Origin of the sequence: Bacillus sp. FSL M7-0558, from assembly GCF_038003245.1 — a bacterium.
GTDB classification, from domain to species: Bacteria; Bacillota; Bacilli; order Bacillales; family Bacillaceae; genus Bacillus; species Bacillus pumilus.
Genome location: NZ_JBBOOU010000001.1, coordinates 189962 through 214681, shown reverse-complemented (window position 1 = coordinate 214681; position 24720 = coordinate 189962). Strand labels below are relative to the sequence as shown.

The window sequence follows — 24720 nt, the reverse complement described above, 5'->3', positions numbered from 1 at the left end:
CAATCCGCTAACAAATTGTCTGTACGGTTTTATTTTTCATAAAAAACGGTTAGAATGCGCACTAGATGTTCTCATACCGAAGGGAGAGAAAATGATGAAAAAGGTATCATACACACTCATCGCTTGTTTGTTATCTGTTGGGCTTGCAGCCTGCTCGTCAAACGATGCCAAACAAGATAAGCAAAACGACTCAGCCAAAAACAAGGAAACAACACAGGCTGACCAAAAAGAACAGCAAAAGCAAATGGAAGAGATGCAAAAGAAATTAGACGCACAAAAAATCGATGATCAAAAGGTCGTTGCGACCGTCAACCAAGACAAAATCACAGGTAATGAATATAATAGCGCTCTATCAACCATTCAAGGACAGCTTCAGCAATCTGGGCAAGACCCAACATCTAAAGAAGGCGCAAAAGCAGTTAAGAAACAAACCATTGATGCGCTCGTAGGTCAAGAGCTTATCCTGCAAGATGCTGAGAAGAAAGGCATCAAAGCCTCTGACAAGCAGGTAGATAAACAGCTAAAAGAAGAAAAGAAACAATTCAAGGACAACGCTCAATTTGAAGAAGCCCTTAAGAAAAGTGGACTCACAATGGATCAGCTGAAAAGTGACATTGCCGACAGCATCAAATACAGCCAGTATGTCGACAAAGAAATCAAATCAGCCTCCGTCTCTGAAAAGGATGTTAAAGCGTACTATGATCAATACGCAGATGAAATGAAAAAACAAAAGCAAAAAGCACCAGAGTACAAAGAGGTTAAATCACAAATTAAAAAACAGCTAGAATCTCAAGAAAAACAGAAAGAAGTACAAAAAGAAATTGAAAAACTAAAGAAATCTGCGAAAATTAATGTGTCTCTGTAACAGCTAAGAAAAATCCGCCATTGTGCGGATTTTTTTCGTTACTTGATGAACTATTTTTCCAAAATAATGACAAAAGCCTCATCATAAACGTCTCTTCCATCCGATATGATGGGAGTACAAAAGAAAGCGTTATCAATTCTTTTGTCTCTTAAAAAGTACAAGATCAAACGCTGATCTCGTACTTTTGCTTCAGTCAATCGGACAACGACAAGAGGAGGATCTTTATGTTCAAATGGTTTAAACCCGCTCCGCATATCGACAGGCTCGATGATGCCAAGACAGATGAGACGTATAAGCGGCTGCGGCTGCAAGTCTTTTTAGGCATCTTTATCGGGTATGCGGGCTACTATTTGCTACGAAAAAATTTCGCTTTTGCTATTCCTTATCTACAGGAAGAAGGGTTCACGAAAAGTGAATTAGGCTTTGTACTCGCAGCTGTCTCTATCGCCTATGGCTTTAGTAAATTCATCATGGGGATGATCTCAGACCGCTGTAACCCAAGATATTTTTTAGCCACCGGACTCTTTCTATCAGCCCTTATCAATATCCTATTTGTCTCATTTCCATGGGTGACGTCAAGTGTATGGATCATGTTCTTATTCATGTTTTTAAACGGCTGGTTCCAGGGCATGGGGTGGCCGCCATGCGGACGGACGATGGCGCATTGGTTTTCGGTTAGTGAACGTGGAACGAAAATGTCCATTTGGAACGTCGCTCACAATATTGGCGGGGGAATTCTTGCACCGCTCATCACCTTAGGGATCGTGCTGTTTGCGACGTGGAAAAGTATCTTTTTCTTCCCTGCCATCATTGCTATTATCGTCTCCTTCGTGATCATTCTTCTCGTCCGGGATACCCCGCAATCCGCTGGTCTTCCGCCAATTGAGGAATATCGCAATGACTATCCGGCACAGCAGTATGAAGATCAAGAAAAAGAATTAACAGTGAAAGAGATTTTATTTAAGTATGTACTCAACAATAAATTCCTTTGGTATATCGCCATTGCCAACGTCTTTGTGTACTTCGTCCGTTACGGTGTCGTGGACTGGGCGCCGACCTACTTAACAGAAGCAAAGGGCTTTTCACCAGAGCATTCGCGCTGGTCATATTTTCTTTATGAATATGCAGGCATTCCTGGCACATTATTGTGCGGCTGGATCAGTGACCGCTTCTTTAGAAGCCGCCGTGCACCAGCAGGCGTCCTCTTTATGGCTGGGGTGTTAATTGCGGTGCTTGTTTACTGGTTAAACCCTGCTGGCAATCCAATGGTCGATAACATCGCCCTCATCAGCATCGGCTTTTTAATTTACGGACCTGTCATGCTCATTGGACTTCAAGCCATTGACCTCGCCCCGAAAAAAGCGGCTGGCACTGCGGCTGGACTCACAGGCTTCTTCGGCTATATTGGCGGCTCTGCCTTCGCCAATGCGATGATGGGCGTCGTCGTGGATCATTACGACTGGACAGGAGGCTTCATTTTATTGGTTGGTTCTTGTGTGCTTGCGATTGTCTTCCTAGCGATGACATGGAATACAGGGAAGCGCGTAGAGCAAGCTTAATGAAAATCATATAAAAGATTCATATCCACCCAACATGCCCTTTACATCTATTTCTTATGATGAAGACAGTTACCGTTAAAGGAGGATAAAATATGAAGAAAAGTAGATTACTTGCTTTCTTGTTGCTCTCTTTTGCTTTACTGTCTATTGCGTGGGTGCCGGCCACCGTATCGGCACATGAACATCTTTTATCTCCAGATCGTATTCTAACCGTTGCACATCGCGGAGCATCAGGGTATGCACCAGAGCATACCCTGGCTTCTTACAAACTCGCCACAAAGATGAATGCGGATTACCTCGAACTCGACCTTCAAATGACAAAGGATGGACATCTCATCGTCATGCACGATGAAACCGTTGACCGCACCACAAACGGAACAGGCTGGGTCAAAGACCTCACACTTGCCGAAATCAAACAGCTTGATGCCGGTACTTGGTTTAATGAAGTCAATCCCGACAGACAAAATGCCAACTATATCGGACAGCGAGTCCTCACATTAGATGAAGTGCTGCGCTATTTCGGCAAACGAGAAAATTATTATATTGAAACAAAAAAACCAGACATCTATCCGCAAATGGAAGAAAAGCTATTGGCGACCCTAAAAAAACATCACCTCCTCGGGAAACACACAAGAAAAGGGCAGGTCATTATCCAATCCTTTAGTCAAGACAGCCTGCTAAAGCTACAGACATTAGCTCCACGCCTTCCAAAAGTACAGCTTTTAGACAGAACCCAAATGACGTCCGTCACAGATGATCAGCTCGATTTCATCAAATCTTATGCAGTGGGTGTCGGACCGAATTTCAGAGCATTGACACTTGAAAACGTACAACAGGTCAGAAGCCACGGACTCCTCCTCCACCCATATACAGTTAACAACGAAGCAGACATGACCCGTTTACTGCAATACGGCGTCACCGGTCTTTTCACCAACTTTCCAGATGTCTTTAACCGTGTAAAAGCTTCACTCTAAACAAAAAAAGCCTTGCAGTCCCATCCCGCAAGGCCTTTGATTATTTTACCGTTTGATCAGAAGAAGCTGTTTCGATCGGCTTTCGTTTCCCGATCCCAAAAACATAAAAGCTAAGCGCTACTACAATTAAGAACCCAATTGCCACAATCAGAGAAATACGCGTATCCTGATTAATGAGCATAAATACAAGCACCATTAGTAAGAAACCGATTGTAAGATAATTAGAAAACGGCGCTAGCGGCATTTTGAATGGATGCTGATCAAGCGCAGATCCCTTCGCCTTTCTAAAGCCGATATGACTAATCAAAATCACAAACCATGGCACCATACCAGGAAGTACACTCGCACTATACACATAGACGAAAATGTTTGGTGGCGCAACATAATTGAGGACAACTCCTACCGCTAGACCAATCAGCACAGCGAATGTCCCAAAATACGGCACACCATTCTTCGAAATTTTGGTGAAGAAAGCAGGCGCCTGTCCATTCACACCTAATGTATAAAGCATACGTCCCGCACTGAAAATCCCACTATTACAGCCGGACATCGCTGCTGTAATGACGACAAAGTTAATAATACCAGCGGCTGCTGTAATCCCAATTTTCGCAAACGTCGCCACAAATGGACTGCCAAGGGTATTCAGCTGATCCCAAGGATACACTGTCACAATGACAAAGATCGCACCGATATAGAAAATCAAAATACGCCAGATGATACTTTTGATGGCATTGGTCAGCGTCTTTTCTGGATTTTGTGCTTCACCTGCTGTAATCCCAATCAGCTCTACACCCTGATAGGCAGCAATGACGAGCGACAACGCAAACAAGAATCCGGTAAATCCACCTGTAAAGAACCCGCCGTGCGCCCACAGATTAGACAAGCCAATAGGCGTCCCGCCATTTCCAAATCCAAAGAAAATAATGCCTAGACCTGCAATGATCATTAAAATAATCGTCACAATCTTGATCATTGCAAACCAAAATTCGAACTCACCGAACGATTTAACCGAAATCAAGTTGGCCGCTCCCAAAATAATCATCGCAATTAATCCTGGAATCCACGCTGGCAGCTCCGGAAACCAATATTTCATATAAGCGCCTACGGCAATAATTTCCGACATCCCAACAATGACCCACTGGAACCAGTTACTCCAAGCTGTCATATACCCCGCAAGCGGATGAATATATTGATGACCAAATGTAGCAAATGAACCTGTACTCGGTTCAACGTACAACATTTCTCCCATCGCACGCATAATAAAAAAGATAAAGATACCACATACTGCGTACGCGAGAAGAACCGATGGACCTGTCCATTGAATGGCCTTGGCTGACCCCATAAATAAGCCAACACCAATCGTGCCGCCAAGTGCGATCATTTGAATATGGCGGGCACTTAACCCTCTCTTTAATTCCTTTTGAGCCACTTTTCTTCCCCCTCATCAACAAACAACATAAAAAATAAAAATCAGAATGTTCATTCTGATTGAGAAACATCAATCTTTCGATGTATATTATCATAATAAATCTACCCTTAAAAAACAATTGTTTTTTTGAGAGAAACACTATTATCAAAATATTCCGACATAAAGAGATGCTCAAATTGTTTTATATTGATATATTGAATCAAGGGATGAAAGTCATTTCAAAGCTGATGACGTAATAAAAACTGACCGCCTCTTATATCAACCTCAAAGGATCGCAGTCCATTTTTATGCACCATTTTGTCCTTCTCTCGATGACAAGAAAAGTCATTCCGGAAAGCACCGGATCTTTTCTTTACATAACAAGTAAACCCATCATTTTCCGGTATCGTCACTTTAACATTTGCTCCAGTTGAAGTAGATTTAAGTGAATTTAGCATGTTTGTAGAATGAATCTGCATCCTTCTACCTGTTACATGCAGATCAACGTCAGAAAAGGCACCCGACAACTCAACTTTTGACGATGTGGCGTGCAGTAATAATCTTTTTGCGGTCAGTTGCCGACTAGAAATAAGCCCACCTACTGTCTCTAAATGGAGATACTTGATTTCACCTGATAGCATTGCTTTTCCAGACGTTAAATGACAAGAGGCATTTTCCACCTTCAATCTCTCTGCCTGAAGATTTGCTCCTTTACAACGAATGGAAATGGACTGTAATTGTTGTTTAGGGAGAAAAATAGCGACATCAGTTTTATAAAGTTGAAGCCCAAAGCTGAGTATTTTTTTCCGTCTATCTTGAATGAACAATCGTCCATCTTTTACCTGATGATGCATCAAATAACGCTTTGGAAACACTTGATTGGTCGTTTGACGAATGATGAGATAAGGATGATCATGGTGTTGAATACACACCTCTCCGAGCAGCCAATCCAACGATAATTCTACGACCGATTCTTTAATTTGAATCGTATGCTCCATATGTCTCCCTCCTTGTATACTCGCTTATCTCGCTTGAAGCCGGGTCATGCGGCCCCATAACTCCAAGATCACAATGAGGACAGCGAGCATCATGACTCCTGACAAAATGAAATTCATTTGATCATTTCCATAAACAGCGATTAATACGTTTCCTAAAACAGCACATAGAACAATCGCAGTCAGAATGGTCATGAAAGTAGACCTCTTCATTACCCCCACTCTCATCGCAATCATGCCAACACCATTGATACAGCAAGTAAACACTAGGTACGTTTTGATCACAGTGAGCATCACATCCGCTGTCAGCGCATCTTGAACAATAGGGAAGAATGTTTCAGTGACACTAAACACAACAAATGACGGAATGATACTACACAGCATGACAATTGTAGAAAAGCACAGCATCCAAACCATTCTCGAAAGGAGGGATGACTTCATACTTAATGAATGAGATTCATGTTCTTTCAATGCGGTCACTATTACTCGACAATACATCATGGCTGTGACGATCGAAAAAAAGATCATCCATACTATACTCGTCAACAAATAAATATTGGATATTGCTGAAAACCTATTTCCTGTTCAACCTGTGCAACAAACGCGACAAAATAAATAAACACCAGCAGTACAATACTGATAATCATACTAGCTTGAATATAATGTTTCATATGACTTTTTCTTAGCTCAAGTTTTACGAAGTGAAGCATAAGGGATCCTCCTATGAAATGAATTTTCCTTTTGACTCTTTTCTGGCCATTTAGGTTTCAGGCTGATCATATCCACCAATCCCAGCATAATGCGCTGTGACCTTTTGAATAAATAGATCACTCACCACATCCACTCCGAGACCTTTCATCATCTGTTGTAAAAACAGTAAACGCTGACTAGTTTCCTGCTCATCACGAGCAAATAACGTTGGGTTCAGCCATATATTCACGAGAAGCATAAACACTTCTGCCACTTCACCAGGAAATGCAGTTGTCATCGAACCATCATCAATTCCTTCAAGAATCAGCTGTTTGATTTTAAGCGCATCCTGATTGACTCCTGCCTTCATCCCTTCAACCACAAATTGCGGGTTTTTGATCTGGTCAACCAAGATCCCATCAATCGAATGAGATTTTGGATCTGCCACTAGCTGCTCTAAAATACGCTGCAGCTTATCTTTTGCATGCGCTGCTTCTGTATGCTTAATCAGATCTTCAAGCTTCTCTGTCGCATGACGAAATTGCCTCTCCATCACGGCACGTAATATTTCTTCCTTCGATTTGAAATGATGATAAATAGCCCCTTTAGACATGTTCAATTCATGGATAATATCCTGCAAACTCGTCTTTTCGAATCCTTTTTCCTGAAACAGCTTCGTCGACACATCTAAAATTTGCTGGATTGTCTTTTCTGGATATTTATTTCTGGCCAAATAAAACGCCTCCTTTTACATACCGACCGTTGGTATGTACATTTGTATTTTTCATTATAAACTGTTCTTAAAGATTTGTATAGAATAAAAAAGAGACCGCTCACACGGTCTTCTCAAGCTATAAATTCACAGGAACATCCGGCAATGCCAAATCCTCACTTCACCCTCTATCTCAGGCACCCGCCTCATCTGTTCTTAATCATAAAACAAATCAACACGCCTGTTTTGATTCAATAACCTTGGGTAACTATACGATGTGGAGGGGGCATATCACTAACGGTGACTCTCGATGTTAGATAAAAATTCTCTAAAATCAGCTGCAATTTCCTTTGATTTCGTATGATGCAAATAATGGCCGCCTTTGAAAGTAACTACTTTTCCGTGATCTACATTTTTCAGTAGATCTTCATGCATTGGTTTCCAGCTTGGTGTTTCTTTCTCCGTTTGATCCGCTAGATAGAAAACAACGGGGAGATTCTTAGGGAAATGTAATCGTTGAGCGTTTTTAAAATTGTTTCTAAAGTTTTCTGCCTCACTAGCTTGGCTTTCATCCATGAAATTTCGGAAGGTCAGCATTTTAATCTGATCTTTCGTTTGATCATCTACTTTAGGCATCACCAGTTGATCTGGATTCACTTTCAATAACAATCTGTAAAGGCCAGATTGATTGAGCAGTTGCAAACTGGAAACCGGCAATTCATCCGTTTCCTGCTTAGGAACACTATTATCAATTCCAACAAATGCTTTCACTTCTTTTTCATATTGATTCACATATTCTAATCCATAAATGCCAAAAATCGAATGCCCCATCAACGTATACTCATTAATGTTGAGCTTCTGCAAACATTCATGAATCTCATCTACAATGTTTTGACTTGTCCGTGCTCTATCTGTATCGTCACTTAAACCATAGCCAAATGGTTCAATTACTACGACTCTATAATAAGGTGATAATTCATCTACTAGCGGCTTAAAATCTAGCACTGGCGAAGCAGTTCCATAGCCTGGCAGAAGTACAATCGTTTCTTTCCCATCGCCTTGAATGAGCACATTCATTTGCTTCCCATCCACCAAGACCTTTTGCCCATAAGCTTCTATTTTCCCCTTCTCCCGTTCATTACTAATGAGGTTTACAAAATAAACAGTAGCTAGAAAAACAACCATGACCGTGATAATGGTACATATAGATATCAGCATGATTCTCAATATTTTTTTCATTGGTTTTCTCTTCCCTTCATGATGAAGAACTCTAGCCTACATCCATCGATGAAAATTAATATTTTCTTTCACAATAGATGATACCGATTGTATTTGCGCAAACACTTGATACATACATAAATGTAATGGCTATATAAAACCATTCTGTTGGAGATGAAAATTGATGGACTAAAGATTGAATGATAACAACTAATAGATAAGCTAAAGCAACACCTACAATAGAAAAACTTCCGGCTTTCGCTAAAATAAATTGACCCCGTTCATCCTGCTTATATTCACGGCTTTTCTTATATTGAAAGGCCGTACTTAAGATAGAAAGGATAATCAGAGAATAAAGTATGATCGTCGTCATCATCGTTGTTCCTCCTTGTCGACCTCTTGAAATACGTCATATAAATCAACTTCAAATGTTCTCGCAATTTGAAATGCTAGTTTTAAGGACAAAGAATATTTACCATTTTCAATCGCTGCCACAGTTTGACGAGTCACACCTAACTTCTCTGCCAAATCCTTTTGTGTCCAGTCTTTTTCTGCCCGTAATACCTTAATTCTATTTTTAATCTCCATTTCAAATTCCTTTCTTAAAGGAAGATTTTTTTAACAATATGTTAAAAATAATTAACATTATGTTAATTAACAATAACCTCTTTTCTTCTGTATGTCAATTTCACCGGATGCAAAAAAAAGAATCATCCATTTTGAAAGGCCTACCTCAAAATGAATGATTCTCTATAAATGATGTGATCATCTGATTTAAAACACTTTCCTCTGGTAAATCGCAGTAGAAAGCCCCCAAGACAGCAAGTAGATGAGCATAATCAGCACAGTTGACCCCGTATATACAATCGGGATCGATAAATTCATGATAAAATCAGTGATCCCACTGAATTGCTCTGCTAAATAGAGAAAAACAGGCGGTCCCATAGTAGATAATAGGATAAAGCCAATGAGCACTACCGTTGTGATATAACCAGGCTTTAAGATATAAAATAATGGAAACGTACACGCCGCAAACAATAAAAACAACCCGCTGCCAAGAGCAATATCCGTTATCGAAAACAGCTTCCCAAAACTAAAGAAAGCAGCACTTGTCAGCCCGATCGCAATGACCATATAAAAAACGGCACCAAGATAACGGGCTGCAATAATTTCATTCCGTGTATAAGGCAAAGAATTTAAGAGAATATTCGTTTCTGCCATTTCATCATAAGCATATGTGTTAAATGGAATGAAGACACTAGCGACTAGAAACGTTAATACTGGATGGACATCCATGAAAATAAAAAACAAGATAAACGGAATAAAAATAAGTAACTGCTTCTTTTGCAAAATCACATCACGCTTAATTAAATGAAACATGCGCAACCCCGCCTTTCAAATAAAACATGATATCCTCAAGCGACGCCGGTTCAATCACAACAGCATCCCCAAAAATAAGTTTCACCTCATCAATCCGATCTGTTAATGCTTCAAATCCGGCTGCCGTACGCTGAATATGGATAAACGCCTTTTCTGTGTCTCGATCCAACAAATCCAGACTCCCCTTCACAAGCGCATAATTCTCCGCTACCTCGTGAATCGACTGTTGAAAGACCAATCTTCCATTTTGTATAAACGCAATATAATCCGCGATGCGATCTAAATCAATCGTCATATGCGTCGAGAAAAAAATCGTTCGATTTCCATCAATCAGCAATTCTTGTAACGTACCGAGCAGCTCTCTTCTAAAGACCGGATCCAACCCAGCAGTTGGTTCATCCATGATAATCAGCTCTGCATGATGCGACAGCGCAATCGCAAGTGACGCCTTCATCTGCATCCCTTTTGAAAATGTTTTGATCGCTTTATTCAGCGGCAGACCAAACTGTTCAATATATTGATAAAAAAGCTTGTCATCCCAGCGTTTATAGGCAGGTGCCACAATTCGTTTAATGTCCTTTAAATTCAATCCTGGGAAAAAAACGTTAGCATCGTAAACAAAGCCGATTCGTTCCTTAATCTCTTTTTCATGGGTGCGATAATCTAAACCGAAAATTTTAACCTCACCCGAATCTGGTTTTAACAAATTCATGATCATTTTAATCGTCGTCGACTTACCAGCGCCATTTTCTCCAATAAACCCTGTAACAAAGCCTTTTTTGACCTGTAAATCAAGATTCTGAACAGAAAAGTCCTTGAATCGTTTTGATACTCCTTTGAATTCAATCACGTGCTCCACTCATCTCACTCCTCATACAAGAACTTTAATAACTGCTGCAATTCATCAAAAGATAAGCCTAATTCTTTCCCGTTTGTGACAACCGCTCCAAGCTGTTCCTCGATCACCTTCAATTTCTTCTCTCTCATCACTTCTAGGTTTTGCTCCGCAACAAATGATCCCTTACCGACAATCGAATAAATAAATCCTGCCTTCTCTAACTCTTCATATGCTCGCTTTGTTGTAATGACGCTGATTTGTAAATCCTTCGCCAGCTTTCGAATAGACGGCAGCGCCGCGCCTTCCGCCAACTCACTCGTTAAAATCATCGATTTGATTTGATTCGTAATTTGCTCATAGATGGGCTCCTTAGAGTGGTTTGAAATCGTAATTTGCATATAAAAACCTCTTTTTTTCTGTACTGGTGTTTGGAATGAAATATTGTATATATACTATATATACATTATATACACACTGAAAGAATAATCAACCATTTTTGATTGCAACTCAACTAAAAAACCGCACAGCTTTTCAGCTATGCGGCTTTCCCCAACAAAATTTATCTCCAATACACCCATTTTCCCATCATCCACTCCACCGGACCTCTTCTCCATTTTTTCAAATAGAGATAGCTGATGAACAGCTGTGCTGTATACAGTCCGACAGCGAGCAGCAGTCCAAACATTGACCCCATCTGTCCAAATAGACCAAGTCCATAAGAATAGAAAATCGTTGTACAAATGATCGACTGCGCCAAATAATTTGAAAGGGACAAACGGCCAAGCCCTGCAAGCAAACGTTTGAGGCCTTCGGCTGCCTTCGAATAGTAAAAAACAATAAAAGCTTGAATATACCCGATCGCCAGCACATATCCACCGAGAACCATAACGAATTCACTCCAAGGCGCATCAATGAACGTCGCACATTTTAGTGCAAGGCCGACGACAATGACCCAGACCCAGCCTTTGCGATAGGCCCTCCCTCGATCTTCTTCTGTGAGATGCCCTCGTTTACCAATCACCATGCCTAGCAAGGCGAACGGCCCCACCGTCATCGTACCGAAAAGAAACCCTAGTATCGGCATAAGCGTAATGCTCACGATCGCCAAAATAATGGTCACAATCATCATATCGTCTTCAACCGTAATCCGGCTGAGCAAAATATCAGCATAATCACCCTTCGCATACACATCGGTTAATAATTCATCAGTCCCATGAACAAGTTTCATCATGTATGGCGAAACGACTAATGACAATGCACCTAACACACCCGACCAAATCAGCATTGTTTTGATCCGGCTGCTCATAAACATCATCAAGAAAAGCATACAAGCTCCATAATAAAGAAGAATGTCACCATTCCAAATAAAGATGTAATGCAGCATTCCAAGCACAATCAGACCAAAACCACGGCGGACGACAATGGCATTCGTATTTAGTCCCTTAGCTTTCGTAGATTCAATCAGCTTGATAAAAGAATACCCAAACAAAAAGGAGAAAATCGGATAAAACGACCCCTGGAACAAAATTTCCGTTACATAAACGCCCAATTCCTGCCCCCAAAAACTCGAATCAAACATTTTCTCAAAATCATAATCATATTGAAAATTAAGCATATTCACGATCAAAATACCTAATAAACTAAAACCACGTAAACTATCAATTAACTCAACCCTAGATCCCTTCAACACGACAGCTCCTTAAAAATATAACAAATTTAAGATATACCTGTATATTTTACCAAAAAATTATTGAAAGATGTAACTATATTTCTAATAAAAATGTAATATCTCGCCCTATCATTAAACTGGTTTGAACCATATTATCACGTTTCAATTTTCATCTTTATAGTGACAATACTCATTCAAGACTAAAGTCACAAATTCCTTAAATTCATTTCTAATTTCGAAAATAATATCAATTCAACGATTGTATGAATTTAACATTTAATTGAAAACATCTCTGCATTGACAATGGATATTTCTTCATATACACTTTGGGTGGATTTAGGAATAAGGTTCCTAATCTATCAAATTTCAGAGGGGGAATATCATCATGACTGCTCAAAATTTATGTGATATCATGAGACACCACGCCACTCACACGCCACATCATCCAGCTTTAGCGTGCAACCATCAGAACATCACATATGCTGAACTCGAGGAACAAAGTAACCAGTTTGCCAATTATCTGATCAAAATGGGCGTAACGAAAACTTCTCATATCGGCCTAGCCTTAGATAGATCATCACAATTGATTGTCTCTATTCTGGCTATCACCAAAATAGGAGCGGTTTATGTGCCTATAGACATACAATACCCTAGTGAACGTATTCAATTTATGATTGAAGATGCCGAACTATCCTTTTTACTCACAACATCACATGTCTCTCCAAGCCTGACTTCCTTGCCTATTCCTACGATCTGCTTAGATAAAGAAAAAGATCTCATCCTTACGCAATCAACGTCAAACCCGTCCATTGATGTCAAACCTTCTGATGCCGCTTATATCATGTATACCTCTGGCACAACAGGAAAACCAAAAGGTGTTGTCATTTCACATAGATGTATCATGCACCTAACGCATAATCCTTCCTTTCTGCCCGTTGATTCTTCTGATACGTTAGCATTATTATCTACCATCTCTTTTGATTCCTCTACATTTGAAATATGGTCCGCTTTATTAAATGGAGCGACACTCGCTATTCCTCCTTCTGGAAAACTGACTCCTGAACTCGTTAGTCAAACCATTAAAGACTATGATGTTTCTATTCTTTTTTTAACTACTGGATTGTTCAACTTGATGATGGAGTCACACCTAAACGATGTCAAATCAGTTAAATGCATCGTATCTGGTGGAGATGTTATGTCTCCTCAAATCGTTCATCAAGCATTAAAAGAGCTTCCTAATACCACTATTATTAATGGTTATGGCCCCACAGAAAATACAATTTTCACAACAACGTTTCAACTGCCAAACACATGGGATGAGCTAGTCAGTATACCGATTGGCAGACCAGTATCAGGAACCATCATTGACATCACAAATGAACAAGGTGAATCTGTCTCTCAAGGACAAATAGGGGAACTCATTACTTCAGGAGATGGACTAGCATTAGGCTACTGGCGAAGAGAAAGCCTGACAAAGGAACGTTTCATCGAGCGGGATGGAAGAACCTATTACAAAACAGGGGATCTTGTTCGACAACAACCTGATGGCCTAATTGAATATGATGGTAGAAAAGATGACCAAGTCAAAATTAGAGGCTTTCGTATTGAGCTTAGCGAGATTGAACATGTGCTGATCAAGCACCCAAGTGTTAAATCCTGTTTAGTGACAGCCACAGAGGTTACACCTGGAGATAAACGCATCATTGCCTACATCATTCCGTTCAACAAAAAGACATGGGATCTACATACCATTCAATCTTATGCAAAGCAAACATTCCCTGATTTCATGCGCCCTGCACATTATGTTCTATTGAAAAATTTCCCTACGACGACGAATGGGAAAGTTGATCGAAAGGCACTGCCAAGATATCATTTTGATAGACCCAGCCTGCAAACTGAATATGTCGCTCCAACCGATCAAATCGAGGAAGCACTCTGTGAAATATGGACAGACCTATTAAAGGTAGAGCCCATTGGCACAAACGATCACTTCTTCGACTTAGGGGGAAACTCCATCCTTGCTGCCAAAACCTTAATGCGTATGCAGGAAACATTACACGTCGAATTACCTGCCAGCACCCTTTATGAGCACCCCACCATAAAAAAAATGAATTGTTTGCTACAAGAACAAACTCCTCAGACGAAACAAAAGCTCAAATCAGAAGGTTTTTTAGATGGAGACATTCAGCCTACACACCCATTCAAATCTAGTTCATTTAAACAGAATGTCGTGTTATTAACAGGAGCAACAGGCTTTCTAGGCGCTTATCTCATCAAAGAACTAGTTCAGATGCATCCCACCATTCAAATTTATTGTGTTGTCAGAGCAAGAGACAAGCAGCACGCACGACAGAGAATACAAGTAAATATGGAGAAATATCACCTATGGGATGAACATTATCTGAAACACCTAAAGCCGATTGTAGGTTACTTGGACAAGCCCCAACTAGGACTATCAACCGATGAATTTCAACAGCTCGCCCAAACCATCGATGCTATCTATCATAATGGAGCAAAAGTCAATTACGTTCAGCCCTATCACATGCACAAGGATACAAATGTCACCGGCACTGAAAATATCATCAAACTCGCCTGCACAGAACAGGTAAAGCCTGTTCATTTCCTATCGACCATTGCCATATTTGGGCCTGCCGGGTATCTAGATGGGACGACCATTCTTTTTGAAGATACATCCATTGATGCTTATCTTCCTATTGTAGAAAAGGACATTGGGTATTCTCAAAGCAAATGGGTCGCAGAAAAACTCGTGTGGGAAGCAAAAAAACGCGGAGTGCCTATCACAGTTCTTCGCCCCGGCTTCATCATGGGCGACAGTCAAACAGGCGTTAATAATACAGAGGATTACATGGCAAGGCTGATCAAAGGGTGCATCCAGTTAAAGGCTTACGGTGAGCTACCGAATCAACGAAAAGAATTCGTACCCGTCGACTTTGTCTCAAAAGCCATTACAACCATATGCAAAGACCCCGCCAACTTCGGCAAAGCCTATCACCTTGTCCCGCCACAAGAAGAAAGTATGGAATTAGGTGAGTTTTTTCAAAAAACAACAGAAGAAATAGGCTATCCATTAGAAAAGATATCTTATAACGATTGGGTAGAAGCACTCATTAAAGCAAGCGACCAACATGCAGACAACGCCCTTACGCCATTTCTTCCAATGCTCTCTGAAAAGGTAGAACGAGACAAAACAGTCTGGGAACTCTACGAAAACATGGCGCACTTTGACTCAACAAATACACAAACGGTTCTACAAGCACATGGAATGACCTATCCTCCTATGGATGATCATTTAATCAAACGCTATTTCAAATACATGGAAGACATTGGGTTTTTAAAATGTGATTCAAACACTGCTCTGAGGATATAACAACATTCCCTTGTTTTTAAACTCAATACAGGAAGTAATAAAAATGAATAAAAGATTGGATTCAACATCCAATCTTTTATTTATTCCATTTCATCAACTGTACCTTTCTAGATCACCTCGGTAGGAAACTCATGCCTTATGCTTTTTCCTCTTTAAAAAGCACTCTCTTCACATAAAACAAAATCCCCAATCCAAACAAAATCAATGGCAACTCCCAGTCTGCAGAAATCGGCAGCCATTTCAGCATCATGAGAATTAGCAAAACAGCTCCCACACCTGCGAAAAAAATGGCGTTTCTTTTTAATCCTTTATTTGATAAAAACAACACGCTCTCCTCCCTGATACTTACTAACTAATTGGATGTTAATTACGATGACATGTAAATGTAATGAGGTCGGCTCGATATTAACCTTGATATTACCATATAAAGAATATAAAGTTAAAGATAATTTATTCAACAAGAACCCTTAAAATTTCACAAAACAAAAAAAGATTGAGCATCAATCACCCAATCTTTTACCTATTAAATCTCCTGACACGCCCAAGTATCCACCTCTACCTTAAGAGCAGGTGAAGCCAATGCCACCACATAAATCATCGTCATACAAGGCAGATGCTCGCCCAAAAACTGCCCCATGATTCGTTTTCTGCTCTCCGCATCGAACTCTCCTACGAGATAAAATACTAATTTCGTTATGTTTTCTACCGCCATGTCTGCCGCTTCTATGTTTCGCTTCACATTCTCTAATGCTAGTTGGAGCTGCTCTAATGGACTCTCTGGAATTGTTCCATCCGTCTCCATCCCTACTTGACCTGATAGGGTTAACCACCGCTGTGGTCCTGTTGTTTCTATTTGATGAGTGTAGGGTGCAACTGGCGGGTGAATGGTCTCCGGATTACGTGATGTTCTCATTGATAAAAACCCCTTTTCTGAAAATACAATCAATTTATATCCATCATATCAAACTTTCTTTCTCACTCAGATTGATATGCTTCTAGTGACGCTAACAAAAAAGCCTTCCAAATAAAAAGTCTCCTATAAAATAGACCCTTTAGATCTTCATATCCAAAGGGTCCACCAACCTATAATTCTTGTTTTCTAAAAAGAAACCATCCGATGAGAAAAAAGAAACCAATCAATACCGATACACCTAGAAATCTTGTAAGTGCCTGATCCGAATAAGTCCCTCTATGAATTATCTCCTCGGCCGCACTTGTCACGCCTTTAGGCGCAAACTTCCCTAATGTATCCTCATAAAATGAAGGAACGGTAAATAGAATAAGGTTGATCAAAAGCGATACACCGCCAGCTGTGACGGAACGTGTAAAGAATGCCGAAGCACAAATGGTCGATACCACAATCAGCAATAAGTTTGGATAATAAAGAAGTGTTCCTTTTACGACATTGACCCAATCCAGATGCCCAAATTGGATGTCCACATAATAAACGGAAGCAAGCACCGCCACTACCAAACTAAACAAAGTTAAACAGGCATAGGCACATATTTTTGAGACATAATAACTCATTCGACTAATCGGTTTCACCATAATCATCGCCGTCACCCCAGAGGCACGCTCTCCAGCAATCGTCCCCATCACGATCATAATGAGAATAAAAACGCCAAGCGAATCAAATTTACTCAATGCACTGGCTAAAGCCTCACCAGCGCTAGGCTCTGGTATATAAAATGTGGACCCTTCAGGTAGATTCGCTGATTTCGACAAAAGATCCGGCAGCATTTTGAGCGTAATAGGCTGTGTAATCATTAAAATCGTAAAAATGATCGGTACAAATAAGATTTTATAACTAGTGAATAACTCCCTAAATTCCTTTTTCAACATCATCATGCCGTCACAACCTTCATGAAAATATCTTCAAGCGTCAGCTTAGATAGTCGATATTGGAGGAGAACACCGCCAGATTCAGCGATGAGACGAGGCAGCTCCTTCAATGCCCTCTGTTGATTGCTCACTCGCACCTGATAACCGTCCCCTGTCTCAATGCAATCCTCCACCCAATCCCGTTCTTTTAACAAAGCCACTAATTTCGTATTCTGTTGTTCTAATTGAAATTCAATCACTGGCTGGATATAGTCTTCATTGATCTGTTTCATCGAAGAGGACATCTCAATTTTTCCGCTGTTGATCATGATAATATGATCGGCCACCCTTTCAATGTCATCTAAAATATGGGTCGACATAAAAATCAGCATCTCATGCTTAAGACGCTCAATCAAAGTCAGGACGTCCTTTCTCCCCATAGGATCAAGTGCAGACACAGGCTCATCCAGGATGAGAACCTTCGGGCTGTTGATCAATGCCTGCGCAATGGCAAGCCTTTGCTTCATCCCTCCGCTATAGCTGCCAATGGCACGATCCTTCGCCTCGTATATGCGGCAAAGCTTCAACAATTCATCTGTTTTGGATCGAATGATGTTTTTCTCTAAATGAAATAACCCGCCAACCCAATGCATCCACTCCTGCCCCGTCATATCTTGATAAAATGCAGGATGCTGCGGACAGTACCCAATCACCTGACTGATTTGATCCATGTCCTTTGTCACATCCATACCCGCCACCTTCACGACGCCAGACGTAGGACGAGCAAGCCCCGTCAGAATCCGAATCGTCGTTGTCTTCCCCGCTCCATTGGCTCCTAAAAAGCCAACACATCCAACCTCCCCAACAGAAAACGAAACGTTTTTTAAAATTTCATGCCGACCATACGATTTCGTCAGCCCATGACACTCCAACATATTCAACTGAATTCCCCCTTTTAAGATTGTTTACGGCCAAAAATGAAATACGCAATAGGACCGGCACTCGCCACAAACACAATCACCAAAGCCCAAACCCACTTCACTTCTCCCCTGATTCTCGATGGATCTCTTTTCAGCAAATCGAACAAACCAATCACCATCAAAATCGCTTGCAGTAAAATAAGAGGTAATATCATCTTCATATCCATTCAGGCCACTCCTTTTTCAAACACCAATTTGTTTTGGTATTACTTCTTTTGACGACATCAAGAATGAATTCGTTCAAATGAGTTTTATTTTTATTGGTCGAACGATCTATAAGAGGGTGTAAATGATATAAAAAAGCCCAGTGAACGCACCTTCACTGGGCTTACTAGTTATTTACATGATGAACCTCGCAAAATCTTTTCCATCGCCTTTCCTTTCGCTAACTCATCAATCAGCTTATCCATATACCGAATGTTTTTCATGATTTCTTCCTCAATGTCCTCTACCCGAACACCACAGATGACTCCTTTGATTAAGCTGCGGGAAGGGTGAAGCTCAGGAGCCTCAACGAAAAAGGTTTCAACATCTGCCTGTTTATCCACCTGTTCCTGCAACTCTTCTTGACTGTACCCTGTCAACCAACAAATGATCCTATCAACTTCAGCCTTCGTTCGTCCTTTTCTCTCTGCTTTTGCGATATAGAGAGGATAGACTTTTGCAAAACTCATTGTGTAGATTTTAGGTTTGAGCATGTGTTCTTCTCTCTTTCTTTGTTAAATATTTAACCTGTATTACCAGCGCAAGGTGCGTTTGGTATTCTATTTTTATGTAATTAGCGCATTATCACCCATGTGAAATTATGGATGTAAATATAACTTATAAACGATAATATAAACCTTGACCATTTCCCTTTTTATTCTTTTCATCTTTTTTGAAAGCTCTATATTTTAAAAATTGAACAATACAAAATCCAAGAAATACACCAATCGGCCCTCCACTTGAGGCAGGACCGCCAATCAACAAATAAGAGCTAACAAACAATGCGACATAACCAATCAAGAAAAAAGCAATTCCCCATTTTTCCTTTTTTAAGTATCGAATAAAAATAACATCTCCCTCTTGATAAAGATGTATATTATTTCAAGAAAGCAAGCGTCAGTATTCTACCCTTAATCAAAGTTAACCGCACTTATAAATTTCTATTTTTTTCATAAAAATCTCCCTTTAGACAATTATATCTAAAGGGGTATCAAATATAGCTTTAGAATGAAATTGGATCAAAGCCAGTCTACCAAGGTTGTTTTTGAATAGAGTAAACCCATATATTGAATGAAGTAGATCAAAGTGCATATATTTATGTTTTTTTAGAGTATATGTATTTTTCGGAAAATTGATTAAATTAATGCTTTGTAACAATATGCAATACATCTCGCTTATGCTCATCCACAAAATAATTTTCAAGTATAATAAAACTATCAAATATATTAAAATCTACATGACTGAATCCAGGTAAATTCTTACCTACTTCTTCAAACATCATCATATTTCTACATCTACTAGTATTTCGATGTATTGTTCCAATTACACACTCATTTTCTTTCAATAAAGTCTTAAAGTTATTAAAAACTTTTTTTATATCCAATTCATAATTATCAATCAAAGAAATACATTTATCATATGCACTAGCAGCAATCGCCATTTTCCTTATATTATCAGTGTAGTCGTCTTTTAAGCTATCTATAATAGCATTAGGCTTATCTTTACAAACGGCAGGTAATGACAATAAATCTTCCGCTATTGTAAAAAAAGAATACTTCTTAGGTATAGACGAAATCATTGCATTTAAAAAAGGTTTTCTATTCGTATTAGCTGAACTTATAATCAACAAGTTTTTATTGGAATAAACTAAATTTTTTATTTCCTCAATTACTTCAAATGGTATAGAATTTATAATTTGGTATTCTTCTAAAGAAGCCTTCATTTCTAGTTTATCTATTTTTATAAACGGAGTCGCACAATAATCAGATATAGATTCCAAAAAGGAACATTTTCCTAATTCTATATATCTATAAAATTCATTTTCAGATTGTTTATTAGCACCTATAAATTTAGAAACCTTTTCATAATCATAATAACCATGATTTTGTATACTTAAGAATTCTCCATCTGTGCCTTTCAGAAACACTCTATCTTCTCTAACAACTATTTGTTTAATTTTTAAACTCATTAAATACCCTAATAATCCAAACCCTCTATTATAGAATTCAAACCTATTTACAAACGCATTTCTTTCATGTTCAGTTTTAAATTTCATCTCAATATCTCGGAAATATTGTTTAATCGTTGCTGTATTATAAACATCTAATTTCTCCTTAGAAAACAAATACTCTTGATACTCTTGATTAAATTTAATTAATATTTTTTGTTCATCTAAATTAGATTTTTCTACTATGTCAAATATTTTTAATTCAAGCATGTCTTCTTTGTATTCCTTTAAAAATGTTTGATAAGTAGAAATAAAACCTATAACATCTGATTTAGCAACCTTTTTATGTGTTTTATAATCAATCTTAGGATTTTTAATAAGTGAATTAACTACGGTAGAATCAAAAAAACTAATTGCTATTTTGTGAATTATTGCTTCTAAAATAAGTTCATTAAAACCTGAAACTAAAGCTTTATAGTTTTCTCTTAATAAACTTTTTAATTCTCTTTTTAATCTAGTTATTGATTGATCCTTTGGCTTATCTTCAAATATAAAACGTAATTTATCCACAAACTGATTCAGCTGTACTACTGGATTAATCTCAATTATTTCAACAAAATGCTCAGGATATGTATTTTTAAATCGCTCAACAAATTTAGAAATACATATATCGCAAGTGTCTTTTTTACATTTATCACATATAATTCCAACTCTTGTGAAATATTCTCTAATAGTATTTTTTCGGTTTTTATTAGACTCATTTTTTATCAATAAATGAAGGATATATGAAATACCTTCTTTTTTATTTAAAGAAAACGTATTCCCGCATTCTTTAAAAATATGTACGCTAGGTACTTTCGTATTTGTATTAAAATACAGCCTATGATCATCAGCTGGTTGCATATAGAAATTATAAATAGTTTTTGAAATTTCTCGTGAATATAAACCTATACTTTTTTTATAGAATTTCACCTCAATTGATTCATTTCTATTATTAGTATTAAAGACTCGAATATCTGCACCACACTCTATGCCTACACTTGAATTATCATTTTTTAACTTGAGTAATTCTTTAACAGCAAGGTATATTTGCTTGTAGTATCCATTTATAGATCCAGCAACGTCTGTTATCATAGAATCCCCCTCTTCTACTAGTTCAAAGTCTTTCTTATTAGTGACATTATGTAAGTTTAGAAATGGTGTTTGATGAGATATAATAAAATCTTTTTACCATGACCTATGTTTTTTGTTATTGTATTATGAGATATTAAGCTTAAGCCTTAATTGCCCTCGTAAATCCAACAAATTTAATTCTTGTAGATAATCTTCTTAACATATCCGATTACCTTTAGGAGGTAATATCCATGTATATAAATTCAATAGAAATACACATTTCATTCTAAATTTTCAGACTTTTAAAACATCATACTATTTATTTTATTTCCCATTGCATATTTGAAGCCTTGTGCCATCTCATTAGGTATTTCTAGCTAGCCAGTTCAATGCCTCAATCAATCCGCCTTCTTTCCCAAAAACACGTTCACTCTCAAACTTCTCGATACACTCCTTTTGAAAAAGCATCCTTATGTCGCTCTAGTCAACTCCAATAAGCCTTCACCTTTATCTCCAGTAATAAAAAACCCGTTGTCATCACAACTGGCTCGTGAAGCGGCTCATGCATTTTCAGATCTTTAGGATGTTTAAAAAATTACTCTTCTGTAATGACAATCGTTTTTTCCAACGGTCGTAAAGGAAAATGCTTTCAAATATCAACAATAAAATCGTAATGTTCACTTAAATAAAAGTAGTTTCGATTCTAAACCTAATAAAATTCATGCTTTCTCTTTTTAAACCTTTTTAAACGAGTAAATCTTCCGCATGAGGAAACATCTTGGATGTTTAACCATCGTCTATCTATGAACCAAATCCAGAACCTCGACCTTCTTTAATCCAATTTTCAATTTTAGATTTTCCTGAACATATAAAAAAGCACCCCTCTAGACAAATATAATCTAAAGGGATGTTTCATAACAACTCTATTTCAAATCATATCAAAAATCCGATTTTATTTAAACCTACTCCACCGTCACACTCTTCGCAAGGTTACGTGGTTTATCCACATCACACCCGCGGTGAAGGGCTGCGTAGTAAGCGATTAGCTGTAATGGAACAACAGATGCAAGTGGTGCAAGTGCTGGGTGTACAGCTGGAAGGACGAAACGGTCGCCTTCGTCTTCTAAGCCTTTTAGTGAGATGACACATGGGTTTGCGCCGCGTGCAACGACTTCTTTGACGTTACCGCGAATGCTGAGGTTTACGTGCTCTTGCGTTGCAAGGGCAATAACCGGTGTGCCTTCTTCAATTAAAGCAATCGTGCCATGTTTGAGTTCTCCACCAGCAAATCCTTCTGCTTGGATGTAAGAGATCTCTTTTAGTTTGAGTGAACCTTCAAGGCACACATAGTAATCAAGTCCTCTTCCGATAAAGAATGCGTTACGTGTCACTGTGAAGAAGTCACGAGCGATTTGTTCCATTTCATCCTTTTGATCGACAAGGGCTTCCATTGCATTTGCCACAATCCCAAGCTCTTTCACAAGATCGAAGTCAAGAGATTGACCATTTAATTCAGCTGCAACGGATGCAAGGATCGCCAGAACAGCGATTTGAGCTGTGTAAGCTTTTGTTGAAGCCACTGCGATTTCTGGTCCTGCATGAAGAAGCAATGTGAAGTCCGCTTCACGAGAAAGCGTAGATCCTGGTACGTTTGTGATTGTTAATGCTTTATGACCAAGCTCTTTGACTTGAACAAGTACAGCACGGCTGTCCGCAGTCTCCCCAGATTGAGAAAGGAAGATGAACAACGGCTTTTTCGATAGAAGCGGCATGTTGTAAGAGAATTCACTTGCTACATGGACTTCTACAGGTACTTTCGCCCAGTCTTCAATGTATTGTTTACCGACAAGTCCTGCATGGTAGCTCGTTCCACAAGCCACAATGTAAATGCGGTCTGCTTCTGCTACTGCGCTTGCGATATCGCCAGCGACTGACAGCTTACCGTTTTCATCTTGATATTCTTGGATGATTTTGCGCATGACAAGCGGCTGCTCATCCGTTTCTTTTAACATGTAGTGAGGATATGTGCCTTTCTCGATGTCGCTTGCATCTAGCTCAGCGATATAAGAAGGACGTGTCATGATATCACCGTCAAGGTTTTTGATGATCACCTCGTCTTTTGTGACAATGACCATTTCTTTATCCATTAATTCCGCATATTCGTTTGTTACTTGAAGCATCGCCATTGCGTCAGAAGCGACAACGTTGAAATCTTCTCCGAAACCAACCAATAATGGGCTTTTGTTTTTCGCCACATAGATTGTTTCTTTGTTTTCGTTATCGAAAAGGGCAATTGCGTAAGAGCCTTTTAGTTGAAGAAGCGTTTGACGGAAAGCTTCCTCTGTATCAAGACCTCTGTTCACAAATTGTTCGATGACTTGAACAACAACCTCTGTATCTGTGTCGCTTTTTAGTGTGACGTCTTGTAAATATTCACGTGTCAATTGTACATAGTTCTCGATGACACCGTTATGAACAAGCGTAAAACGGCCAGAAGCACTTTGATGCGGATGCGCATTTAGATGGCTTGGTACACCGTGTGTTGCCCAGCGTGTATGTCCGATTCCAGCTGAAGATGCTACGTTTGCATCAACAACTTCACGAAGCTCAGCGATACGTCCTTTTTCTTTGAACACATGCACGCCTTCTTCGTTTGCCACAGCGATACCTGCAGAGTCATACCCACGGTACTCAAGCTTCTCTAAACCTTTTAATAAGATTTCCTTCGCATCATTCTGACCAATATAACCTACAATTCCACACATAAATATTCTTCCTCCCGATCATGTGAAAGGGACAAAGAAAGCCTACTACAATAGAAGGGACATTTCTTCGTCCCTCTCTACATGTTTAATTTGGGAGATCATGTGTATTCCCTTTGTACAAAGAGTCACCTCTTTGCTTTAAAGAAACACTTACGGCTGTGATCTCTTTTTTGATCAGCCGGGAGGCATCCGC

At 39.2% G+C, this 24720-nt stretch carries 25 protein-coding genes; 4 read left to right on the top strand and 21 right to left on the bottom strand.

Going from position 1 to position 24720, the window contains the following annotated elements; genetic code table 11:
- The first annotated feature begins 94 nt into the window (after positions 1-94).
- From MHB79_RS01220 to MHB79_RS01210, 3 genes are all read left to right on the top strand, one after another.
- Positions 95-865: a SurA N-terminal domain-containing protein gene (locus MHB79_RS01220; protein WP_061406581.1), complete on the top strand. Its 771-nt coding sequence runs from the start codon at positions 95-97 to the stop codon at positions 863-865.
- Between the two features lie 224 nt (positions 866-1089).
- Positions 1090-2424 carry a glycerol-3-phosphate transporter gene (gene glpT / locus MHB79_RS01215; protein WP_050943401.1) on the top strand — a complete coding sequence of 445 codons (1335 nt, stop codon included), beginning with the start codon at positions 1090-1092 and terminating at the stop codon, positions 2422-2424.
- A 92-nt stretch (positions 2425-2516) separates the two neighbouring features.
- Positions 2517-3398, top strand: a complete 882-nt coding sequence (locus MHB79_RS01210) for a glycerophosphodiester phosphodiesterase (protein WP_340988718.1) — start codon at positions 2517-2519, stop codon at positions 3396-3398.
- A gap of 40 nt (positions 3399-3438) precedes the next feature.
- On the opposite strand, the gene MHB79_RS01205 is transcribed toward MHB79_RS01210, so the two are convergent.
- The 12 genes from MHB79_RS01205 to MHB79_RS01150 all read right to left on the bottom strand — a co-directional run bounded on the left by MHB79_RS01205 (position 3439) and on the right by MHB79_RS01150 (position 12326).
- Complete coding sequence (locus tag MHB79_RS01205; protein WP_106032882.1) at positions 3439-4827, bottom strand: amino acid permease; 1389 nt, start codon at positions 4825-4827, stop codon at positions 3439-3441.
- A 218-nt stretch (positions 4828-5045) separates the two neighbouring features.
- Complete coding sequence (locus MHB79_RS01200; protein ID WP_340988716.1) at positions 5046-5804, bottom strand: DUF4097 family beta strand repeat-containing protein; 759 nt, start codon at positions 5802-5804, stop codon at positions 5046-5048.
- 24 nt (positions 5805-5828) lie between these two features.
- A complete protein-coding gene (locus MHB79_RS01195; protein WP_340988714.1) occupies positions 5829-6209 on the bottom strand; it encodes a hypothetical protein in 381 nt (126 codons plus the stop codon).
- 134 nt (positions 6210-6343) lie between these two features.
- A complete protein-coding gene (locus MHB79_RS01190; protein ID WP_340988712.1) occupies positions 6344-6511 on the bottom strand; it encodes a hypothetical protein in 168 nt (55 codons plus the stop codon).
- A 50-nt stretch (positions 6512-6561) separates the two neighbouring features.
- Positions 6562-7194, bottom strand: a complete 633-nt coding sequence (locus MHB79_RS01185) for a TetR/AcrR family transcriptional regulator (RefSeq protein ID WP_340990546.1) — start codon at positions 7192-7194, stop codon at positions 6562-6564.
- Positions 7195-7497: 303 nt separating this feature from the next.
- Positions 7498-8442 carry an alpha/beta fold hydrolase gene (locus MHB79_RS01180; RefSeq protein WP_340988710.1) on the bottom strand — a complete coding sequence of 315 codons (945 nt, stop codon included), beginning with the start codon at positions 8440-8442 and terminating at the stop codon, positions 7498-7500.
- Positions 8443-8497: 55 nt separating this feature from the next.
- Positions 8498-8794, bottom strand: a complete 297-nt coding sequence (locus MHB79_RS01175) for a hypothetical protein (RefSeq protein WP_223249605.1) — start codon at positions 8792-8794, stop codon at positions 8498-8500.
- Entirely contained in the window at positions 8794-9009 is a 216-nt protein-coding gene (locus tag MHB79_RS01170) for a helix-turn-helix transcriptional regulator (RefSeq protein WP_251191218.1), read from the bottom strand. The genes MHB79_RS01175 and MHB79_RS01170 overlap by 1 nt, the downstream gene beginning before the upstream one ends.
- Before the next feature lie 186 nt (positions 9010-9195).
- A complete protein-coding gene (locus tag MHB79_RS01165) occupies positions 9196-9801 on the bottom strand; it encodes an ABC-2 transporter permease (RefSeq protein ID WP_050943417.1) in 606 nt (201 codons plus the stop codon).
- The gene (locus MHB79_RS01160) at positions 9785-10660 is read right to left on the bottom strand and encodes an ABC transporter ATP-binding protein (RefSeq protein WP_340988708.1); all 876 of its coding nucleotides are present in this window, start codon (positions 10658-10660) and stop codon (positions 9785-9787) included. The genes MHB79_RS01165 and MHB79_RS01160 overlap by 17 nt, the downstream gene beginning before the upstream one ends.
- Before the next feature lie 5 nt (positions 10661-10665).
- Positions 10666-11037 (bottom strand): GntR family transcriptional regulator, encoded by a 372-nt coding sequence (locus tag MHB79_RS01155; RefSeq protein ID WP_137055149.1) that lies wholly within the window; start codon positions 11035-11037, stop codon positions 10666-10668.
- Positions 11038-11198: 161 nt separating this feature from the next.
- Complete coding sequence (locus MHB79_RS01150; protein WP_340988705.1) at positions 11199-12326, bottom strand: DUF418 domain-containing protein; 1128 nt, start codon at positions 12324-12326, stop codon at positions 11199-11201.
- Positions 12327-12693: 367 nt separating this feature from the next.
- Between MHB79_RS01150 and MHB79_RS01145 the strand changes: the two genes are divergently transcribed.
- Complete coding sequence (locus tag MHB79_RS01145; protein ID WP_340988704.1) at positions 12694-15696, top strand: non-ribosomal peptide synthetase family protein; 3003 nt, start codon at positions 12694-12696, stop codon at positions 15694-15696.
- 136 nt (positions 15697-15832) lie between these two features.
- On the opposite strand, the gene MHB79_RS01140 is transcribed toward MHB79_RS01145, so the two are convergent.
- The 9 genes from MHB79_RS01140 to glmS all read right to left on the bottom strand — a co-directional run bounded on the left by MHB79_RS01140 (position 15833) and on the right by glmS (position 24527).
- Positions 15833-16021, bottom strand: a complete 189-nt coding sequence (locus tag MHB79_RS01140; RefSeq protein ID WP_340988702.1) for a hypothetical protein — start codon at positions 16019-16021, stop codon at positions 15833-15835.
- Positions 16022-16219: 198 nt separating this feature from the next.
- Positions 16220-16609, bottom strand: a complete 390-nt coding sequence (locus MHB79_RS01135; protein ID WP_340988700.1) for a RidA family protein — start codon at positions 16607-16609, stop codon at positions 16220-16222.
- Between the two features lie 170 nt (positions 16610-16779).
- On the bottom strand, positions 16780-17544 hold the full coding sequence (locus MHB79_RS01130) for an ABC transporter permease (RefSeq protein ID WP_340988698.1): 765 nt from the start codon (positions 17542-17544) through the stop codon (positions 16780-16782).
- Positions 17541-18458 (bottom strand): ABC transporter ATP-binding protein, encoded by a 918-nt coding sequence (locus MHB79_RS01125; protein WP_340988696.1) that lies wholly within the window; start codon positions 18456-18458, stop codon positions 17541-17543. Before MHB79_RS01125 ends, MHB79_RS01130 begins: the two co-directional genes overlap by 4 nt.
- A gap of 14 nt (positions 18459-18472) precedes the next feature.
- Positions 18473-18664 (bottom strand): PLD nuclease N-terminal domain-containing protein, encoded by a 192-nt coding sequence (locus tag MHB79_RS01120; protein ID WP_003217265.1) that lies wholly within the window; start codon positions 18662-18664, stop codon positions 18473-18475.
- 168 nt (positions 18665-18832) lie between these two features.
- The gene (locus MHB79_RS01115) at positions 18833-19195 is read right to left on the bottom strand and encodes a DUF2200 domain-containing protein (protein WP_340988694.1); all 363 of its coding nucleotides are present in this window, start codon (positions 19193-19195) and stop codon (positions 18833-18835) included.
- A 124-nt stretch (positions 19196-19319) separates the two neighbouring features.
- Positions 19320-19502 (bottom strand): hypothetical protein, encoded by a 183-nt coding sequence (locus MHB79_RS01110; RefSeq protein WP_340988693.1) that lies wholly within the window; start codon positions 19500-19502, stop codon positions 19320-19322.
- Between the two features lie 340 nt (positions 19503-19842).
- A complete protein-coding gene (locus tag MHB79_RS01105; protein ID WP_340988692.1) occupies positions 19843-21783 on the bottom strand; it encodes a hypothetical protein in 1941 nt (646 codons plus the stop codon).
- A gap of 941 nt (positions 21784-22724) precedes the next feature.
- Positions 22725-24527, bottom strand: a complete 1803-nt coding sequence (gene glmS, locus MHB79_RS01100; RefSeq protein ID WP_008360582.1) for a glutamine--fructose-6-phosphate transaminase (isomerizing) — start codon at positions 24525-24527, stop codon at positions 22725-22727.
- Positions 24528-24720: the final 193 nt, after the last annotated feature.

What these genes read in the sequence shown, in the direction of transcription:
- MHB79_RS01220 (WP_061406581.1), top strand. Translation starts at nt 95, where the DNA reads ATGAAAAAGGTATCATACACACTCATCGCTTGTTTGTTATCTGTTGGG.
- glpT (WP_050943401.1), top strand. Translation starts at nt 1,090, where the DNA reads ATGTTCAAATGGTTTAAACCCGCTCCGCATATCGACAGGCTCGATGAT.
- MHB79_RS01210 (WP_340988718.1), top strand. Translation starts at nt 2,517, where the DNA reads ATGAAGAAAAGTAGATTACTTGCTTTCTTGTTGCTCTCTTTTGCTTTA.
- MHB79_RS01200 (WP_340988716.1), bottom strand. Translation starts at nt 5,804, where the DNA reads ATGGAGCATACGATTCAAATTAAAGAATCGGTCGTAGAATTATCGTTG.
- MHB79_RS01195 (WP_340988714.1), bottom strand. Translation starts at nt 6,209, where the DNA reads ATGCTGTGCTTTTCTACAATTGTCATGCTGTGTAGTATCATTCCGTCA.
- MHB79_RS01190 (WP_340988712.1), bottom strand. Translation starts at nt 6,511, where the DNA reads ATGCTTCACTTCGTAAAACTTGAGCTAAGAAAAAGTCATATGAAACAT.
- MHB79_RS01180 (WP_340988710.1), bottom strand. Translation starts at nt 8,442, where the DNA reads ATGAAAAAAATATTGAGAATCATGCTGATATCTATATGTACCATTATC.
- MHB79_RS01175 (WP_223249605.1), bottom strand. Translation starts at nt 8,794, where the DNA reads ATGACGACGATCATACTTTATTCTCTGATTATCCTTTCTATCTTAAGT.
- MHB79_RS01170 (WP_251191218.1), bottom strand. Translation starts at nt 9,009, where the DNA reads ATGGAGATTAAAAATAGAATTAAGGTATTACGGGCAGAAAAAGACTGG.
- MHB79_RS01165 (WP_050943417.1), bottom strand. Translation starts at nt 9,801, where the DNA reads ATGTTTCATTTAATTAAGCGTGATGTGATTTTGCAAAAGAAGCAGTTA.
- MHB79_RS01155 (WP_137055149.1), bottom strand. Translation starts at nt 11,037, where the DNA reads ATGCAAATTACGATTTCAAACCACTCTAAGGAGCCCATCTATGAGCAA.
- MHB79_RS01145 (WP_340988704.1), top strand. Translation starts at nt 12,694, where the DNA reads ATGACTGCTCAAAATTTATGTGATATCATGAGACACCACGCCACTCAC.
- MHB79_RS01135 (WP_340988700.1), bottom strand. Translation starts at nt 16,609, where the DNA reads ATGAGAACATCACGTAATCCGGAGACCATTCACCCGCCAGTTGCACCC.
- MHB79_RS01130 (WP_340988698.1), bottom strand. Translation starts at nt 17,544, where the DNA reads ATGATGATGTTGAAAAAGGAATTTAGGGAGTTATTCACTAGTTATAAA.
- MHB79_RS01120 (WP_003217265.1), bottom strand. Translation starts at nt 18,664, where the DNA reads ATGGATATGAAGATGATATTACCTCTTATTTTACTGCAAGCGATTTTG.
- MHB79_RS01115 (WP_340988694.1), bottom strand. Translation starts at nt 19,195, where the DNA reads ATGCTCAAACCTAAAATCTACACAATGAGTTTTGCAAAAGTCTATCCT.
- MHB79_RS01105 (WP_340988692.1), bottom strand. Translation starts at nt 21,783, where the DNA reads ATGATAACAGACGTTGCTGGATCTATAAATGGATACTACAAGCAAATA.
- glmS (WP_008360582.1), bottom strand. Translation starts at nt 24,527, where the DNA reads ATGTGTGGAATTGTAGGTTATATTGGTCAGAATGATGCGAAGGAAATC.